This window comes from Ruegeria sp. P8 (assembly GCF_056534665.1).
This window is the reverse complement of record NZ_JBQERC010000001.1, coordinates 314,706-330,825: the sequence shown is the minus strand read 5'-3', so window position 1 is coordinate 330,825 and position 16,120 is coordinate 314,706. Positions and strand designations below refer to the sequence as shown.

16 protein-coding genes are annotated in these 16,120 nt (G+C 59.4%); 8 read left to right on the top strand and 8 right to left on the bottom strand.

Features of this window, described 5'->3' with window-relative positions:
* Position 1: 1 nt before the first annotated feature.
* The 4 genes from ACR0BZ_RS01645 to ACR0BZ_RS01630 form a co-directional block, all read right to left on the bottom strand.
* Positions 2–667, bottom strand: a complete 666-nt coding sequence (locus ACR0BZ_RS01645) for an NnrU family protein (RefSeq protein ID WP_480919278.1) — start codon at positions 665–667, stop codon at positions 2–4.
* A gap of 105 nt (positions 668–772) precedes the next feature.
* Positions 773–2,839 carry an ABC transporter permease gene (locus tag ACR0BZ_RS01640; RefSeq protein ID WP_480919277.1) on the bottom strand — a complete coding sequence of 689 codons (2,067 nt, stop codon included), beginning with the start codon at positions 2,837–2,839 and terminating at the stop codon, positions 773–775.
* Positions 2,836–3,885 carry a quaternary amine ABC transporter ATP-binding protein gene (locus ACR0BZ_RS01635; RefSeq protein WP_480475875.1) on the bottom strand — a complete coding sequence of 350 codons (1,050 nt, stop codon included), beginning with the start codon at positions 3,883–3,885 and terminating at the stop codon, positions 2,836–2,838. Before ACR0BZ_RS01635 ends, ACR0BZ_RS01640 begins: the two co-directional genes overlap by 4 nt.
* 10 nt (positions 3,886–3,895) lie before the next feature.
* Positions 3,896–4,846: an ABC transporter substrate-binding protein gene (locus ACR0BZ_RS01630; protein WP_209504562.1), complete on the bottom strand. Its 951-nt coding sequence runs from the start codon at positions 4,844–4,846 to the stop codon at positions 3,896–3,898.
* Positions 4,847–5,263: 417 nt separating this feature from the next.
* On the opposite strand from ACR0BZ_RS01630, the gene ACR0BZ_RS01625 reads away from it, so the two are divergent.
* Both ACR0BZ_RS01625 and ACR0BZ_RS01620 read left to right on the top strand, forming a co-directional pair.
* Positions 5,264–5,926 (top strand): DNA-3-methyladenine glycosylase I, encoded by a 663-nt coding sequence (locus tag ACR0BZ_RS01625; protein WP_480506232.1) that lies wholly within the window; start codon positions 5,264–5,266, stop codon positions 5,924–5,926.
* A gap of 42 nt (positions 5,927–5,968) precedes the next feature.
* A complete protein-coding gene (locus ACR0BZ_RS01620; RefSeq protein ID WP_480506231.1) occupies positions 5,969–6,655 on the top strand; it encodes a hypothetical protein in 687 nt (228 codons plus the stop codon).
* Here ACR0BZ_RS01620 and ACR0BZ_RS01615 read toward each other — a convergent pair.
* On the bottom strand, positions 6,652–7,065 hold the full coding sequence (locus ACR0BZ_RS01615) for a c-type cytochrome (protein ID WP_480486343.1): 414 nt from the start codon (positions 7,063–7,065) through the stop codon (positions 6,652–6,654). The two genes, ACR0BZ_RS01620 and ACR0BZ_RS01615, sit on opposite strands and share 4 nt — an antisense overlap.
* A gap of 97 nt (positions 7,066–7,162) precedes the next feature.
* Here ACR0BZ_RS01615 and ACR0BZ_RS01610 point away from each other — a divergent pair, with 97 nt between their 5' ends.
* On the top strand, positions 7,163–7,600 hold the full coding sequence (locus ACR0BZ_RS01610) for a DMT family transporter (protein WP_480486344.1): 438 nt from the start codon (positions 7,163–7,165) through the stop codon (positions 7,598–7,600).
* Here ACR0BZ_RS01610 and ACR0BZ_RS01605 read toward each other — a convergent pair.
* Both ACR0BZ_RS01605 and ACR0BZ_RS01600 read right to left on the bottom strand, forming a co-directional pair.
* Positions 7,584–8,270, bottom strand: a complete 687-nt coding sequence (locus ACR0BZ_RS01605) for an ABC transporter ATP-binding protein (RefSeq protein ID WP_480486346.1) — start codon at positions 8,268–8,270, stop codon at positions 7,584–7,586. The genes ACR0BZ_RS01610 and ACR0BZ_RS01605 overlap by 17 nt on opposite strands.
* Complete coding sequence (locus ACR0BZ_RS01600; RefSeq protein ID WP_480919276.1) at positions 8,263–9,558, bottom strand: lipoprotein-releasing ABC transporter permease subunit; 1,296 nt, start codon at positions 9,556–9,558, stop codon at positions 8,263–8,265. Before ACR0BZ_RS01600 ends, ACR0BZ_RS01605 begins: the two co-directional genes overlap by 8 nt.
* Positions 9,559–9,914: 356 nt before the next feature.
* Between ACR0BZ_RS01600 and ACR0BZ_RS01595 the strand changes: the two genes are divergently transcribed.
* Entirely contained in the window at positions 9,915–10,274 is a 360-nt protein-coding gene (locus tag ACR0BZ_RS01595; RefSeq protein ID WP_480919275.1) for a hypothetical protein, read from the top strand.
* Between the two features lie 128 nt (positions 10,275–10,402).
* Here ACR0BZ_RS01595 and proS read toward each other — a convergent pair whose 3' ends face one another.
* Complete coding sequence (gene proS, locus ACR0BZ_RS01590; protein WP_480481934.1) at positions 10,403–11,743, bottom strand: proline--tRNA ligase; 1,341 nt, start codon at positions 11,741–11,743, stop codon at positions 10,403–10,405.
* A 169-nt stretch (positions 11,744–11,912) separates the two neighbouring features.
* Between proS and ACR0BZ_RS01585 the strand changes: the two genes are divergently transcribed.
* The 4 genes from ACR0BZ_RS01585 (at position 11,913) to ACR0BZ_RS01570 (ending at position 16,104) form a co-directional block, all read left to right on the top strand.
* Entirely contained in the window at positions 11,913–13,277 is a 1,365-nt protein-coding gene (locus ACR0BZ_RS01585) for an FAD-dependent oxidoreductase (RefSeq protein WP_480919274.1), read from the top strand.
* Positions 13,277–14,251, top strand: coding sequence for an isopenicillin N synthase family dioxygenase (locus ACR0BZ_RS01580; RefSeq protein ID WP_480919273.1), 975 nt, complete (start codon positions 13,277–13,279; stop codon positions 14,249–14,251). Before ACR0BZ_RS01585 ends, ACR0BZ_RS01580 begins: the two co-directional genes overlap by 1 nt.
* Positions 14,252–14,340: 89 nt before the next feature.
* The gene (locus ACR0BZ_RS01575; protein ID WP_480506227.1) at positions 14,341–15,414 is read left to right on the top strand and encodes an AI-2E family transporter; all 1,074 of its coding nucleotides are present in this window, start codon (positions 14,341–14,343) and stop codon (positions 15,412–15,414) included.
* A complete protein-coding gene (locus ACR0BZ_RS01570; RefSeq protein WP_480919272.1) occupies positions 15,415–16,104 on the top strand; it encodes an HdaA/DnaA family protein in 690 nt (229 codons plus the stop codon). It begins immediately after the preceding gene.
* Positions 16,105–16,120 lie beyond the last annotated feature (16 nt).

Here is a 16,120-nt window from a genome sequence, read left to right as displayed (position 1 = left end):
GTCAAGGCAGCGGCGACAGACCGATCACAGGTGCGTGCAGGTGAAGAAGAACCGCATAAGCGGCCAGTGCGGTTAGCCAGATCCAAGGGCGTGGCCATGGACGCGGTAAACGCAGTGAGAACCGCGCCGTATTTCGCGACAACCGGACCCATTCAAAGCCAATCTCACGCGATTTACGCCTGTCGATCAGGGCCATGCCCATAACAGAAAATCCGGCAAACAGGCCGAACAGGGTCACATGTGACAGGCTTCCATTGGCCAGAAGATGCGCCAAGGACCACAACAGCAGCGCGGCTAGGATCGGGTGGCGAGTGGTGCGCAGAATACCGGGGTGTTCGGGGTCAAAAGGCCTTTTGCCCATCCCACCAAAAGAAAACGGGTTCTGGATCGCAAGCCCGGCCACAGCCAGCCAGCACACCACAGGCATGATCAGTATTGGCACCCAGCGCAAGACTGCGAACGGCGGAATGACCTCGACATAGGGGGCGTTTGCAGCGGCGACAATCAGCCAGGCCAGCACGGCCAGCGACAGAAGTGAATAGGCCGCGAAATACCCCCGGCGCCCGAGCGTGCCGATCAGCCATCCCCGCACGGTGGGCCGTACAGGAATTGCATGGCTGAGCAGGAAAACGATGAGTGCTGCAAGAAATAGGCCCCAACCGGTCATGATATTCTCCAACGTGTTGGGGTCGGTCTAGAGTGAGAGGGCAGCGACTTCCTTGCCCGAAATCAAGTTGGGTCACAGGGGCGAATACACCGCCCCTGCCCTGTATTACAGCCCAAGCGCCGCGCGGCGTTCTTCGGCAAAGCCCTGCACGATGCGGTCGGCGATCAGTGCCAGAATCGCCATCGCGGCCCCGGCAGATATGCCCAATCCTACATCCGCCTGACCCAGCGCCAGATATATCGACTGGCCCAGACCGGTGGTCCCGATCAGTGCCGCGATGACCAGCATGGCAAAGGCGTAAAGGATGGTCTGGTTCAGCCCCAGCAGGATGGTCGGCGCCGCATAAGGCGCCCTCACATCGCGCATGATCTGCCACTCGGTCGCACCGCTTGAGATTGCGGCCTCCATCATCTCATCCGGAGTATTGACCAGCCCGTGCCGCGTGTAGCGGATCATCGGGACAATCGCATAGGCACAGATGGCCAGAAAGGCCGAGAACTCGCCAATCTGGAACACCATCAGCACCGGGATCAGGAACACGAAAAGGGGGATTGTCTGCAACATGTCACAGATCGGGCGAACCACGTTCCACACAGGCTGCCATACCGCGCTGGCAAGACCGATCAGCCCACCCGCCAAAGCGCAGGTAAACACCGCTGCACCGCTGAGATAAAGCGACAGCAGCGCCCTTTCCCACAGGCCCGAGACGAGGATGGTGCAGAGCAGCCCCACGCAGAGCGCGGCCAGACGCCAGCCCCCGGCAACCCAGCCCAGCGCGGCAGCGCCAGTCAGGACAAAGGGCCACGGCAGGTTCGCGATACCGGTTTCCAGCATTCCAATCAGAATCAGAACGACCAGCCCACCAGTCAGCCGTCCGCGCCACGCCATCAAAAGCGCAATCCCGGCACCGGCCGCAAACAGGCCAAAGCTCATGCTCGACGTCCACTGGAAACCCCATGTGAAGGGCAGCACCGCCTGATCCAGCCCGATCCGCAGCGGCAGCAGTACATAGAACAGCGAGTTGTTTTTGAGGGCGTCCAGCCACTGGCCATTGGCCTGCGTGAATGCGGTCAGGCCGCTGTCCACGGCTTCGGCCATCGGGTCCAGCAGGGTCAGCTCCGCAGGGTTTGGCAACCACGCCCAGAAGGCCGCCGTGAAGACAACAGCAAAACCCAGCATCGCCCAGACAACACGGCTGTCATAGCGTTTACGCTCGGTCGCCAAAGTGCCGCTCATCCGGTCGATCACCACCGCAAAGACCACGATAACCAGACCCGCCATCAGCGACTCGCCGAACTGCGCCTTGCGCATGGTCAGCAGAACCTCCCAGCCGATATCGTTGAACCCGCCGATGACGGCGGCGATGATAACCATCGACAGAGCAGCCATCAGGCATTGGTTCACACCGACCATGATCTGAGTGGTGGCGGCAGGGATTTCGACCTGGAACAGTTGCTGGAACCGAGTGCCGCCGGACATGATGGCCGCCTCTTTGATCTCGGGCTCCACCCGTTCCAATCCCAGCATCACATTGCGCGCCATGGGCGGTGCGGCATAGATGGCCGAAGCAATCAGACCAACAACAGGACCAAATCCAAACAGCAGCAGCAGCGGTGTCAGATAGGCAAAGGTCGGCACCGTCTGCATGATGTCCAGCACGGCCTGCACAAAGGATTTCACCTTTGGCACTTCGTTGGCGAGGATGCCGATGCCGCCCCCAATGACCAGCGCCACAGGGACAGACACGGCGACAAGCGCCAGCGTATTCATGCTTTCGGCCCAATAGCCCGAGGCCAAAACAAAGCTGAGGCCCAGAAAGCCAAGTGCGGCCATGGACAAGCCGCCCAGATACCAGCCCAACGCGGTCACGATCCCGATCAGGATGGGCCATGGCGTTTTGCCCAGCACGAAATTCGCCCAGTTCATTGGGTGGGTCATCAGGTCCGAAAACAGCCGCATTGCCGGTTTGATCAGGTTCAGAAACCAGTCCAGAAACGCGCCAACCCATTGGGTTGCAGGCAATTCCCACGCGGCGGGCCATTTGACCAGCCACGGGGCGACACCCTCGAGCGCAAGGCAAACTGCACCGACGACAACCGTTATCAGGGCGGCCTTCGCACCTGCCGTCAACTGCGCACCACGCCGTGCCGGAAGGTCGGTTATGGCGGTCATGTCTCGTCCACCTGAAGAGCTGCGGCCAGATCGGACGGATGCACCGTGCCGACGACATTACCTGCCTCATCCCGTACGGGCACGGGTTCATACAGCTCCATGCAATGCGCAAGGGCTGCGTCCAGCGTCATCGAGGTGGTGAGGCCGGGATCATCCGGGCCACATTCCGCCTCGCTCCGCATGACCGAGGCGACTTTGGCGTGCTGACCTTTGGCGACATCCTTCGAGAATTCGCGCACGTAATCATCCACCGGGCGCAACACGATATCTGTGGGCGTTCCGATCTGAACAATCTTGCCGTCGCGCATGATTGCAATGCGGTCGGCCAGCTTCAGCGCCTCTTGAATGTCATGGGTGATAAAGACGATGGATTTCTTCAGCGTCGCCTGAATGCGCAGGAATTCATCCTGCAACTGGCGGCGGATCAATGGGTCGAGGGCCGAGAACGGTTCATCCAGAAACCAGATATCGGGATTTACGGCGAGGCTGCGGGCAATGCCCACACGCTGACGTTGGCCACCTGAAAGCTGGCGCGGAAAGCTGTCTTCGCGCCCTTCCAGACCGACCAGTGAGATCACCTCCTGTGCGCGCGCCAGCCGTTCCTTCTTGCCCACACCCTGCACGCGCAGCGGATATGCCACGTTTTCGGAAACGGTCATATGCGGGAACAGGCCGAAATGCTGGAACACCATGCCCAGTTTTTTGCGGCGCAACTCGGTCAGGGCCTTCTTCGAGGCTCCGATGACATTTTCGCCGTCCACCCGAATCTCACCACCCGTGCCGGGCAGCAGCTGCGAAATGCAGCGGATCAGCGTGGATTTGCCCGAGCCTGACAGGCCCATGATGACGAAAAGCTCGCCCTCCTGAACTTCGAAATTGGCATCCTGAACGGCAGGGATCAGCCCCTGTTCCCGAAGGGCGGCGGCAGCCTTGTCTGCGTCATTCCCTGACCGAGACAGCGCGTCGGTCAGGGCTTTGTCAGCGCCGGGGCCAAACACCTGCCAGAGATTCCGGCAGGCGATGGCTGGCATGGTCGTGTCCGTCACTTACGCGGGCTCACTGGGTTGCCGCGTCAACAACCGGACGCCACTTGCCTTCGTTTTCGGCCATCCATGCGGCGACAACTTCTTCGACCTTTCCACCGTCAACGTCGATCGCGCCCATCATCGGCTGCTGGTCTTCAACCGCCAGCTGATAATTGGTCAGGATTTCAAAGGCTGCTGGCCATTTCTCTTCCATACCGCTCCAGCCAGCTTTGAAGATGCGCGAGGGCGAGAAGTCGCAGTCATTGACAGCGTTCGGGTTCGGGCCCCAGGCCGGATCACTAAAGCACGCCTCTTCACCGGCGGGCAGTTCAACGAATTGAACGTCATAGGCCGACATCGCCCAATGCGGCTGCCAGAAAGTGATCAGCAGCGGCGATTTGCGTTCGGTCGAGGCGCGCAATTCCGCGATCAGCGCCCCTTCGGACCCTGCTGGTACGGCTTTGAACGGCAATTCCAAACCGGTCATGCGATCCGCGCCCGGAGTTCCCCAGTCGGCCGGGTAATCGACAAGACGACCACCGGGCAGAGTTTCCGCCGTCGCAAAGACCTGAGCGCAATCTTTCAGCGCTTCCCATGCGGGCAGGCCCGGGCACAGATCGGCCACATGCGCCGGGTACGCGATGCCTTCCTTGGCATCCAGACCCAGATCACCGATTTCAACCACAGTGCCTTCACCGATTTTCTTGGCGTATTCATCGGAAACGTTGGAAGACCAGATTTCCAGTGTCGCGTCGATGTCGCCATCGGCCAGCGCCTGGAACTGGTTCATCATGCCAGCGGTCACATATTCGACGTTGTACCCGGCTGCCTTGAGCATCTCACCCGCCACATGCGTGGTGACGTGCTGGCCGGTCCATTCGTTGATCGCCAGTTTGATCGGTTCATCCACGGCGCCCATATCCGCCGCCTGCGCCGCGCCTGCAACGCTCAGAGCCATTAGGCTTACACTTAGTTTTTTCATGGACTTAACTCCCTGTCATATTTGTTTTGCCCATCCCGGCAAGGATTTTCCCGCCGGTCTTTCTGTCTGATGACAATGCCATGCCGCAGCATGCACAAATTTGGCTGGAAAAGAACAGTGATCCGTTTCCAAATTGTGGAAAAGATCTTTCTGCCAGATTGTTCCCCCCTCCCGGCTCCCTTTACGCATCCAACCCGGCTTGCCTTGTTCCATTTCGCTAAGACGGGACGTTGACTGACGAGTCAATCAGAAAACATTTTGCCACCTTTTGTCGAGAACTTCTTTCAAAAATCCGCATTTTTCTGCGAATCCTATTATTCGGGGGACTGCATCAAATCTGGGAGAGGTCAGATTTTTCGTTGCCAAACAAGAACAAAAGATAAACATTCAATGTCGGGCAACATCAAGGTTAGACAGATGCGAACGTTTGACGAAATCTTTGAAATCGCAGCCGCGCGCCACGGCGGTCCAGAAGCACTGGACGCAAAACTGAGCAAACCGAAAACCCCCGCGGAACTGGCAGCGATGCCTGAGGACCGCTGGCTGTCGGTCATCACGAAATGCATCTTTCAGGCCGGTTTCAACTGGAAAGTCATCGAAAACAAATGGGACGGGTTCGAAACAGCCTTTGACAGGTTCGACGTGGGGCGATGCGCGTTCATGGATGATGAGAAGTTTGACACCCTGTTGCAGGATACGCGCATCGTCAGGAATGGAACCAAGATCGCGGCTGTACGGGATAACGCTGCGTTCCTGCTTGAGCTGCGCGAGGAAGGCGGCGTGGGTAAAGTGCTGGGCGGCTGGCCATCTGATGACTACGTCAATCTTCTGGCCATGTTGGCCAAACGCGGGGCCCGACTGGGCGGCGCTTCGGCGCAATACGCGATGCGGTTTGCCGGGCGGGACAGTTTCATTCTGTCCCAGGATGTCACCGCCCGCCTGATTGCCGAAGGTGTGATCGACAAGCCTGCCACCTCGAAGAAAGCGATGGAGGCGGTTCAGAACGCCTTTAATACATGGATGGGTCAGTCCGGGCGATCATTAACGGAAATCAGCCGGGTTCTGGCCATGAGTCTGTGAAAACGGTTTGCGGAATACCCGCAGCGGAATAAGATTCAACTTATGGTTCTGCGTTTATTCTTTGCTTCTCTTTTGTTGCTGGCCGCCTGCGGTCGAGAGTTGACCGAGCAGGAGCGCGATTTTGCGGAGACCATCCAGGGGGGAACCCTGAATCTGGATCACATCCGTCTGGTCGAAGGTGCCCCGGTTACCAACGTGACGTATTTCCGCGAAGAACGCCCGCGACTGGCCTGCCGCGAGCGCATTCTGCCCCCGGTGGACCCCGGGCCGGTGACGGGCAAACCTGCCGCCGTGGCCCTGTTCAACAAAGTCTATTTTACCCGCGACTGGTATCTGGAGGACTATATGTCCGACTTTCCGGATCAGATGAACCTGCTGGCCGCGATGCTTTTGGCCCATGAGCTGACGCATGTCTGGCAATGGCAGAATCGCCGGACCACGGGTTACCACCCCCTGCGCGCTGCGGCGGAACATGGGGGCCGAAGGGATCCGTATCTGTTCGACCTCGAAACTTCTCCGGATTTTCTGACCTACGGGTTCGAACAGCAGGGCGCGATTGTCGAAGAATATGTGTGCTGTCGCGCGCTGGCCCCTCAGGCCAAGCGCACCAAAAGACTACACGACATGCTGGGTGCCCATTTTGATCTGTCACCCCTGCCGGAACAGGGGCGCGAGCGCCCGGTCCTGATCCCGTGGAGCGAAGCCAGGATCGAAGGGATTTGCAGTTAGTTCCGGGCGCGCTGCAGGGTTTCCAGATACGCCACCAGATCAACGATCGGCTGGCTGGTCAGGATCGGCTGACCTTCCGGTGTTTTCATGGATGTGTCCTGCCCGTCAAAATAAGGGCCATAGACCGGCATCGGGCTGCCATGGCTGACCAGCGGATCCCTGCCGTCGATGCGGGCGACAACGCGGGCGGTCGGGAACACCCCGCTTTCGCCGGACAATGCGGTCAGATCGGACGGCTGAACAACCAGCACGCTGGCCATCGGCCCCTGCCCGGTTGCGTCAATCCCGTGACAGGTCGCGCAGTAATGCAAATAGAGTTCCTCTCCGGTCACGGCATCCTGCGCCCAAGCAGCCTGTGCGGCAGCAGCCGAAACCCCGAGAACCAGCATACCGATCGTTGCCTTGAACATCGTATCCTCCTGTCACAATTGACATTTGCAGGGTTGCCCGACAGGCATATGGGCGCAATGATCCAGATCAACGAAACAGGTGCAGAGGGTTCGGGCAATGACACAATACGCAGCCATCATGCTGGCCGCCGGATTTGGAATTCCGATACTGGCCGCTCTTAACGCGGCCCTTGGCAAGGTCATCGGATCACCGACAACGGCAGCTGTGGTGCTGTTTGCAATTGCCCTGGCCGCCTCGGTGCTGACCATGCTGTTGTTTCCCGGTTTTGCAGCCTTGTCCAAGGTTGCGCAGGCCCCGAAACACCTGTTGTTCGCTGGCATCCTGATTGCATTCTATGTGTTGTCGATCACCCATGTCGCCCCGCATTTCGGTGTGGGAAACGCCGTGTTCTTTGTCCTGTTGGGGCAATTGATCAGTGCCGCGGCAATCGATCACTTCGGCCTGTTCGGCGCACAGGTGGCGCCACTCACCCTGATGCGGGCGAGTGGTATCGCGGTCATGGCCATCGGTGTTGCAATCACTCAACTGGCCTGAGCACGCCGCCCTCAAGCCGGACCATTCGGTCCATGCGCGCCGCCAGTTCGAGGTTGTGGGTCGCGATCAACGCCGACAATCCCTCGTCCCGCACCAGTGTCATCAGCGCATCGAACACCTGATCCGAAGTTTCAGGGTCCAGATTGCCTGTCGGTTCGTCAGCCAGCAAAACACGCGGCGCGTTGGCAAGCGCCCGGCAAAAAGCCACGCGTTGTTGTTCACCGCCCGACAGCGCCGCAGGGCGGTGGCTGGCGCGCGGGGCGACGCCCACACGGTCCAGCAGATCCAATGCCCGTGCCTGAGCAGCTTTTTCGGACGCGCCATTGGCCAGTTGCGGCAATGTGATGTTTTCCAGCGCCGTAAACTCGGGCAGCAGGTGATGGAACTGATATACGAACCCGATATCCTGCCGACGCAACGCCGTTCTGGTTCGGTCGCCCTTGCCGTTCACATTCTGCCCCCCGATTTCCACGGTTCCGTTGTCAGGCCTATCCAGCAGACCGGCGATGTGCAGAAGCGTCGATTTACCCGCCCCTGACGGCGCAACCATGGCCACAGCCTCACCCGCGCGCAGTTCGAGGTCGACCCCGCGCAGAACCTGCACCTCGCCCGGTGTGCCTTTGAGGTAGGTCTTGGTCAGACCGTTCAGTCGCAAGGTGACATCATTCATAGCGCAGCGCCTCGACCGGGTTCAGCCGCGCCGCGCGGCGGGCGGGGAAATAGGTGACGATGAAAGACAGGCCAAGCGACAGGCCCGTCGCCTTGAGCACATCGCTCAGATGCAGTTCGGCCGGCAGGGCGTAGATGCCACGGATCGACGGATCCCACACGCCACCGCCCATCACGTAGTTTACGAATGAGAAAATCGGATCAATGTAGATTGCAAAGAGGCATCCCAGGATAACCCCCATTGCAGTGCCGATCAGGCCGGTGAACGCACCGCAGATGAAAAAGACACGCAGAACCGATCCTTCGCTCAGGCCAATCGTGCGCAGGATACCGATATCGCGCCCTTTGTTCTTGACCAGCATGATCAGGCCCGAAACGATGTTCATCGCAGCAATCAGAACGAGGATCGACAGGATGATGAACATCACATTATCCTCAACCTCGAGCGCGCGCAGAAAGCCGCCGGATGCGTCCTGCCATGTCCAGATCTGGCTGCGCTCGCCCGACGCCTCAAGAATGGGAATCAGGATCGGGCCAAGATCTTCGGGCTTGTCCACCATCACTTCTATCTCATCCGCCACACCTTCACGGTTGAAAAAGCCCTGCGCCTGCGAAAACGGCATGTAGACGCGGGTGCGGTCGATGTCATAGCGACCGGCCGAAAACACATAGACAACGCGATAGGCATTCACGCGCGGCGACGTGCCAAAGGCGGTTTTGACCCCGTTGGGCGAGGTCAGTTTGACCACATCCCCGACAGTGGCCCCGATGCTGCGGGCCACACCCGATCCAATGGCGATGACATCCTCGCCTGTCTGGAACTCTGACAGGTCCCCCGCCGCCTGTTCCGCCTGCGCGATACCCGGCAGGTCGAGCAGATCGTCGGGTCGGATGCCAAACACCTCGACCCCGCTGCTGCTGTCACGATTGGTGATCAGCACCTGCCCCTTCACCAGCGGTGCGGCACGCTCAACTCCGGGCACCTGCGCTATGCGTTCGGTGCGTTCCTTGTAGTCGGCAATCGTCCGATCCACCCGGCCCTGCGCGTCAAATTCGCCCGAGGAATAGACCGTCACATGCGCATTGGCGCCCAGGATGGTGCCGACGAATTCAGAGCGAAAACCTGAACGAACAGCCAGCGTAGCGATCAGGGCAAACACGGCAAGTGTGATCCCGATCAGTGATATCCATGTCATCACGCTGACACCGCCTTCGGCCCTGCGCGCGCGCAGATATCGCCAGGCGATTTTCCATTCAAAAGGGGCAAAGGGCGGGGGTGTCTTGGCCATGCCTGCTCCGGGGCTTTCTTGTTTGCGGCGACCCTTTCGGCATTTCGCCCAATGGTCAAGCCGGTTGTCACTCTGAACTGGCTCCTCAGCCTGAATGAGCCGAATCGTTGCAGGACATGACCAAAATACACGTGCAAAACAGGTGTCTTCTAATTCGGGCGCTACACCATGAGTTGTGAAGCGCATCACAGACAGAAGGTGATTGTTTCAGGTATGACGTTAATCATCGCACATCGTGAGCCACTGAATCGTAAAGGCAACAATAAGTGCGAAATTTTATTACTCTTTTTGATTATTTTCAGAAACTTTGCCACCCTAACCATGGGGGAACACATTTAAAGAGCGGGGGTCGCTCAATGAATTTACGAATTTCAACCAATGGCGCGGGTGCAATTTCGACCCGTCAGGCTTCAACAGATTTGGATTGTGAAACCGCAGCCTTGCTGCGCGCGGCCATCCGGCCGATCTTTGTCACCGCAGCAAGCTGGGGCAATCTGGCAGACATCCTGAAAGACAAAGGATATCGTCTGGTGTTCCGGCAGGGTCGTTTGTGTATCACGGATCGGGCAACCGATGCGCGGATTTGCGGATTGCGCTTTCTGGATATCGAGTTTCGCGAACTGATCAGCCGCCTTGGCCGCCCGATTGTTGTGGCCACAGGTGACGGAGCCAACGGAGACGTCCTGGCCGAGCGCCCGACGTCGGATCAAAACTGAGAACCGACCGACTGACGCCGTCGGCCTTCAGATAGCTTGGGAAGGGCCGCCAGGTCTGAGCCTCCGGCACCCCTTCCGGATCACGGGGCGTGTTTCAACGCCCGCTTCATGCAGCAACTGATGGTCGCTCAGGCGATCTGCTGGTAAATCTCAGCAACTTTGGTGACGGCCGCTTCGGGGCTTAGTTCCTCGCTTTCGCCAGTGCGGCGGCAGGTCAGTTCAACCACACCATTCTTCAGACCGCGCGGGCCAACCGTGATGCGCCAGGGCAGACCGATCAGGTCCATCGTGGCGAATTTGCCGCCCGCGCGTTCGTTGCGGTCGTCATAGAGCGGCTCCAGACCCAAAGCCGTCAGCGCCGTGTAGATCTTGTCACAGGCTGCATCGGCTTCTTCATCGCCCTGCTTGAGGTTGACGATACCGCAATGGAATGGGGTCACGCCCTCGGGCCAGATGATGCCCTTGTCGTCATGGCTGGCCTCGATGATTGCTCCTACAAGGCGGCTGACACCGATACCATGGCTGCCCATGTGAACCGGAACCGGTTTGCCATCCGGGCCTTGGACAGTTGCACCCAAGGGATCGGAGTATTTGGTGCCAAAGTAGAAGATTTGGCCCACCTCGATGCCGCGCGCCACGCGGCGGCGTTCTTCGGGTATCTGGTTGAACAGCGCTTCATCATGGGTTTCGTCAGTGCGCGCGTATTTCGAAGTGAACTCTTCCAAAATGGCCTGACACTGTTCGCGGTTGTCATAATCGATGTCGCGATCGCCAAAGGTCAGATCAGTGACAGCGCTGTCATAGAAAACTTCGGATTCACCGGTATCGGCCAGAACCAGGAACTCATGCGTGTCATCGCCACCGATGGGGCCGGAATCGGCGCGCATCGGAATCGCCTGAAGTCCCATCCGTTCATAAGTGCGCAGATAGCTGACCAGATGGCGGTTATAGGCGTGCAGCGCATCTTCCTTGGTCAGGTCGAAATTGTATCCGTCCTTCATGTAGAATTCACGGCCCCGCATCACGCCGAAACGCGGGCGGATTTCATCGCGAAACTTCCACTGGATCTGGTAGAGCGTCAGCGGCAGATCCTTGTAGCTGCTGACGTGGCCGCGGAAGATATCTGTAACCAATTCCTCGGCCGTCGGCGTGAACAGCATGTCCCGGTCATGCCGGTCCTTCATCCGCAGCATCTCCTGACCGTAATCGTCATAGCGCCCGGATTCACGCCACAGATCCGCCGACTGGATGATGGGCATCTGGATCGCGATGTGACCGGCCCGCGCCTGTTCCTCGTGGACGATGTTTTCCAGCTTGCGCAGCACTTTGAAGCCCAGCGGCAACCAGGAATAAATCCCGGCAGAGGCCTGCTTGATCATCCCTGCACGCAGCATCAGCCGGTGGCTGACGATCTGAGCCTCGGACGGGGTTTCCTTGAGAACGGGCAAAAAGTAACGGCTCAGGCGCATGGACGGACCTTCAAAGGTAAGAATTCGACTGGACAGGTGATTATGCCAAAGCCCCGCCGGGGGCAATCGCGCATTGGTGTTTTTCCGACCTCGCGGCAGTCGGTTTTTTGATTGACCCGCCAATCGGGAATCCCAATGGTAGCGGAAACGCAAATTCCATGAGGCGCCAATGCAGACCATTCAGGAACCCGCACGCCAAATCCCCGTCATTCATCAAACCGATGTTCTGGTCGTCGGTTCCGGCCCCGCCGGGTTGGCCGCAGCGCTTGCAGCGGCACGTGCGGGGGCCGAGGTATCTTTGATTGATCGGTTCGGCTGCATGGGTGGCAACATCACGGCGGTCGGCGTCGAAGGATTTGCCTGGTACCGGCACGAGCAAACCGTCGAGGCAGGCGGCATCGGGATGGAATTCGAAACCCGCGCCAAGGAGATGGGCGCCGCCGTTCCCGAAAGCCAGTCGCTAAGTTATGAGTTGGACAGCGAAGGCTTCAAACTGGTCGCCGACAAGCTGGTCGAAGAGGCGGGCGTGCACCCGATGCTGCACCGACAATTCGTCGCGCCGATCCTGGATGGAGACCGGATCACCGGCGTCATCACAGAATCCAAAGCCGGGCGCGAAGCGATTTTGGCCAAGGTCGTCATCGATGCCACCGGCGACGCGGATGTGGCCCATCGCGCGGGTGCACCGACCCACAAAACTCCGCGCGAGGACATGATGGCGGCCTCGGTCATGTTTCACCTGGCGGGCGTCGACAAGCGGGCCTTTATGGAAGGTGTGAAAGCTGACCCGCAGACCTACAAGGACTGGGGCGGCGGCGGAGAGTGGAACATTGAGACCTCGGGGAAAGAGGACGACATGTTCTCACCCTTCGTGCACAAACCGTTCCAGCAAGCGATTGATGAGGGGCTGATCCCGCCGCACCTGAATACCATCGCCGGAACCTGGGGCGCGATGCATGACACGGGCGAGCTGACATACATGAACCTCATCCATCTGGCCGAGGTTGACGGCACCGATCCCGACAGCCTGACGCGCGGCGAGATTGAAGGCCGCCGCCAGACCATGCTGGCCATCGAGGCGCTGCGCCGGTTCATGCCCGGTTGCGAAAACGCGCGTTTGCGGAATTTCGGGATGACCATCGGCATCCGCGACACCCGCAAGATCGACGCGGTCTACAACATGACCGAAAACGATGCCCGCCATCAGGGCCGGTTCGAGGATACGATCGGCATCTATCCCGAGTTCATCGACGGCTATGGCATCCTGATCCTGCCAACTACGGGGCGGTACATGCAAATCCCTTATCGCTCGATGCTGCCCAAGGGCATCAAAGGCCTGCTGGTTGCAGGACGGTCGCATGGCGCGGACCGGGTGGCACATGCCGCAACCCGAAACATGGCTTGTTGCGCGGTCTTAGGTCAGGGCGCGGGCATCGCCGCTGCGGTCTCACTGAAAAGCAATCAGGAGCTGGACCAGCTGAATCTGGCACCGGTTCGAGCTGAACTGCAACGCCAGGGGGTGAGGATTCACTGATGGACAGTATCCCAACGATTGATATTGCGCCTTTGACTGCCCCGGGAACCGCAGCCTATGACGCGACGGTCCGAGACATCCTTGCGGCCTGTCAGGGGATCGGCTTCTTGTCGATCACCGGGACAGGCGTATCGCGGCAGACCGTGGATCAGGTACGCCAGATCACCCGAGAGATTTTTGCCGTCGATGACGCGCAAAAATGGGATCAGGCCATCACCCGCGCCAACTATCGCGGCTATATACCCATGGGGTTCTTCACACCCAATGATGGCTCGGGCAAGGCGGACAAATACGAAGGCTACAAACTGCATCACGAGGTCGCAGCAGACGACCCGGTGCGTGAGGATTGCGCGTTATACGGGCCGAACCTCTGGCCGGACGATGTACCACGCGCGAAAGAGGTCATTCTGGGTTACTGGCGGCAACTGGATCGCGTCACCGATCTGTTGCTGGGCGCGTTAGAAGCAGGGTTGGATTTGAAAGCCGACTCGCTGCGCGGTGCATTCCGGGACCCGATGACCAACATGACCCTGTTGCATTACCCGCCACAGGCCGAGGATGAGGCGGGCTATGGCATCCATCCGCACAAGGATACCGACGCCTTGACCATCATTGCCCCCGATCCGGTGGGCGGGCTTGAGGTGCAGACCCGCAGCGGTGGCTGGATCTCGCCCGATTGCCCGCCCAGTGGTTTCGTGGTGAATATCGGTGACATGCTGGAGCTGTGGTCGGGCGGGCGGTTGAAATCCACGCCCCATCGGGTTGTGAACCGGTCGGGGCGGGAACGGTACTCTTTTCCCTATTTCGCGGTGCCCCGTCACGACGTCGTCGTCGCGCCTTTGCTGCCGCCCCTGCCCGGCTTTGACCGTCCGGCGGTTCATTGCGGTCACTGGTCGGCCGAGATTTGGCGCACCAACTGGCCCGACGAAACCGCCACCGAAGACACCCCGGAATTGGGGACGTTGCGCGGCTGACCCCTGTAAACGCAAGCGCCATGAACCGCTTGCATCATGGGCTTTGATGCGCCAAGAACACCTGCAAGGGCCTGAACAAGGGGATCGCCATGGCTTTGCCGGTTAAGGATCAGCTGAGATACTGGAGCATCGCCGCTGCGGTTTTCGCGTTGATCCTGTGGGCCCTTGGCGATGTCTTGTTGCCTTTTGTCATCGGTGGGGCCATTGCCTATTTTCTGGATCCGGTCGCTGACCGGCTGGAGCGGCTGGGCCTGTCGCGTATGGCCGCTACGGCGGTCATCACGGTCGTCGGTGTTCTGGGGTTTGTACTGGCAATTCTGATGGTGGTCCCTGCGCTGATCACCCAGTTGTTGGATCTTGTCGATGTACTGCCTGATCTGTTCAAACAGTTGCGCAGTTTCATAGAAAAACAGTTCCCGTCCTTGCTTGACCGGGAATCGAGCACGCACGCGATGCTGGTGTCCTTTGGCGAAACGCTGAAATCCAAGACCGGGGACGTTATGCAGACGGTGCTGTCCTCGCTGGGTTCCGCGATCAACATCGTTGTTCTGTTGGTCATTGTGCCGGTTGTGGCCGTCTACTTGCTGTTGGACTGGGATCGCATGACCGCCCGCATCGGAGAACTGCTGCCACGTGACCACGCCCCCATCATCAGGCGGCTGGCGGGTGAGATCGACGCGGTTCTGGCCTCGTTCGTGCGCGGCATGGGAACAGTCTGCTTGATCCTTGGCACCTATTACGCGGTTGCACTGATGCTTGCTGGCCTGCAATTCGGTCTGATTGTGGGCTTTATCGCGGGCTTGGTCACGTTCATTCCCTATCTGGGTGCCCTTATCGGAGGCTCGCTGGCCATCGGGCTTGCGCTGTTTCAGTTCTGGGGTGACTGGGCTCATATCGGGCTGATCGCGGGTATCTTTGCCGTTGGGCAGGTCACCGAGGGCAATTTCCTGACACCCAAGCTGGTCGGCAGCTCTGTCGGGCTGCACCCGGTTTGGCTCCTGCTGGCCCTGTCGGTCTTTGGCGCGCTGTTCGGCTTCGTCGGCATGCTAATCGCTGTCCCGGTCGCCGCAGCATTGGGCGTGCTGGCCCGCTTTGCCACATCGCTATACCTCGACAGCAGATTGTACACTGGTCTTGAAGGTCTGGATCAGGAAACCGAGTAAATGGCCCGACAACTCAGCTTTGATCTGCCCGCCAAAACTGCGCTCGGGCGAGAGGATTTCTTTGTGTCACCGGCAAATGCGCTGGCGGTGGCAATGATCTCGGCCACGTCCTGGCCTGGCAACAAACTGGTGCTGAGCGGGCCTGCCGGTGCGGGCAAAACCCATCTGGCCCATGTCTGGGCCGCTGAAACCGGCGGGTGTATCCTTCAGGCCAGCGATCTGAGATATGACGATGTGCCAGACCTGGCGCGTATGCCGATTGCGGTCGAAGACGTGCCTTTGATTGCCGGTGATCTCGAGCAGCAAAAAACGCTGTTCCACCTTCATAACCTAGTACTGGCCGAAGGGCACCCCTTGCTGATGACCGGCCGTCTTGCGCCAAAATTCTGGGCGTTGCCGCTGGCCGATCTGCAAAGCCGGGTCGAAGGTGCGCATCACGTCGCACTGGACCCGCCCGACGACGCATTGCTGGGCGCGGTTCTTGCCAAGCTGTTTGTTGACAGGCAGCTCAACCCCGGCCCCGATGTCATCGCCTATCTTGTCAAGCATATGGACCGGCGGTTTGAAAGCGCAGCCGACGTAGTATCCCAACTGGACCAATTGGCCCTGGCGGAAAAACGCGACATCACACGCACGCTGGCCATTCGCGTACTGAACACGGCCCCGGATGAGGTCGAGACCAATGATTGACCCGCTGACGTCAATT

Bases quoted from the DNA above. Each gene is read 5' to 3' on its own strand.
- ACR0BZ_RS01625 (WP_480506232.1), top strand. From the start codon at position 5,264: ATGCGAACGTTTGACGAAATCTTTGAAATCGCAGCCGCGCGCCACGGC.
- ACR0BZ_RS01575 (WP_480506227.1), top strand. From the start codon at position 14,341: ATGGCTTTGCCGGTTAAGGATCAGCTGAGATACTGGAGCATCGCCGCT.
- ACR0BZ_RS01610 (WP_480486344.1), top strand. From the start codon at position 7,163: ATGACACAATACGCAGCCATCATGCTGGCCGCCGGATTTGGAATTCCG.
- ACR0BZ_RS01595 (WP_480919275.1), top strand. From the start codon at position 9,915: ATGAATTTACGAATTTCAACCAATGGCGCGGGTGCAATTTCGACCCGT.
- ACR0BZ_RS01605 (WP_480486346.1), bottom strand. From the start codon at position 8,270: ATGAATGATGTCACCTTGCGACTGAACGGTCTGACCAAGACCTACCTC.
- ACR0BZ_RS01585 (WP_480919274.1), top strand. From the start codon at position 11,913: ATGCAGACCATTCAGGAACCCGCACGCCAAATCCCCGTCATTCATCAA.
- ACR0BZ_RS01600 (WP_480919276.1), bottom strand. From the start codon at position 9,558: ATGGCCAAGACACCCCCGCCCTTTGCCCCTTTTGAATGGAAAATCGCC.
- ACR0BZ_RS01640 (WP_480919277.1), bottom strand. From the start codon at position 2,839: ATGACCGCCATAACCGACCTTCCGGCACGGCGTGGTGCGCAGTTGACG.
- ACR0BZ_RS01630 (WP_209504562.1), bottom strand. From the start codon at position 4,846: ATGAAAAAACTAAGTGTAAGCCTAATGGCTCTGAGCGTTGCAGGCGCG.
- ACR0BZ_RS01615 (WP_480486343.1), bottom strand. From the start codon at position 7,065: ATGTTCAAGGCAACGATCGGTATGCTGGTTCTCGGGGTTTCGGCTGCT.
- ACR0BZ_RS01645 (WP_480919278.1), bottom strand. From the start codon at position 667: ATGACCGGTTGGGGCCTATTTCTTGCAGCACTCATCGTTTTCCTGCTC.
- ACR0BZ_RS01570 (WP_480919272.1), top strand. From the start codon at position 15,415: ATGGCCCGACAACTCAGCTTTGATCTGCCCGCCAAAACTGCGCTCGGG.
- proS (WP_480481934.1), bottom strand. From the start codon at position 11,743: ATGCGCCTGAGCCGTTACTTTTTGCCCGTTCTCAAGGAAACCCCGTCC.
- ACR0BZ_RS01580 (WP_480919273.1), top strand. From the start codon at position 13,277: ATGGACAGTATCCCAACGATTGATATTGCGCCTTTGACTGCCCCGGGA.
- ACR0BZ_RS01620 (WP_480506231.1), top strand. From the start codon at position 5,969: ATGGTTCTGCGTTTATTCTTTGCTTCTCTTTTGTTGCTGGCCGCCTGC.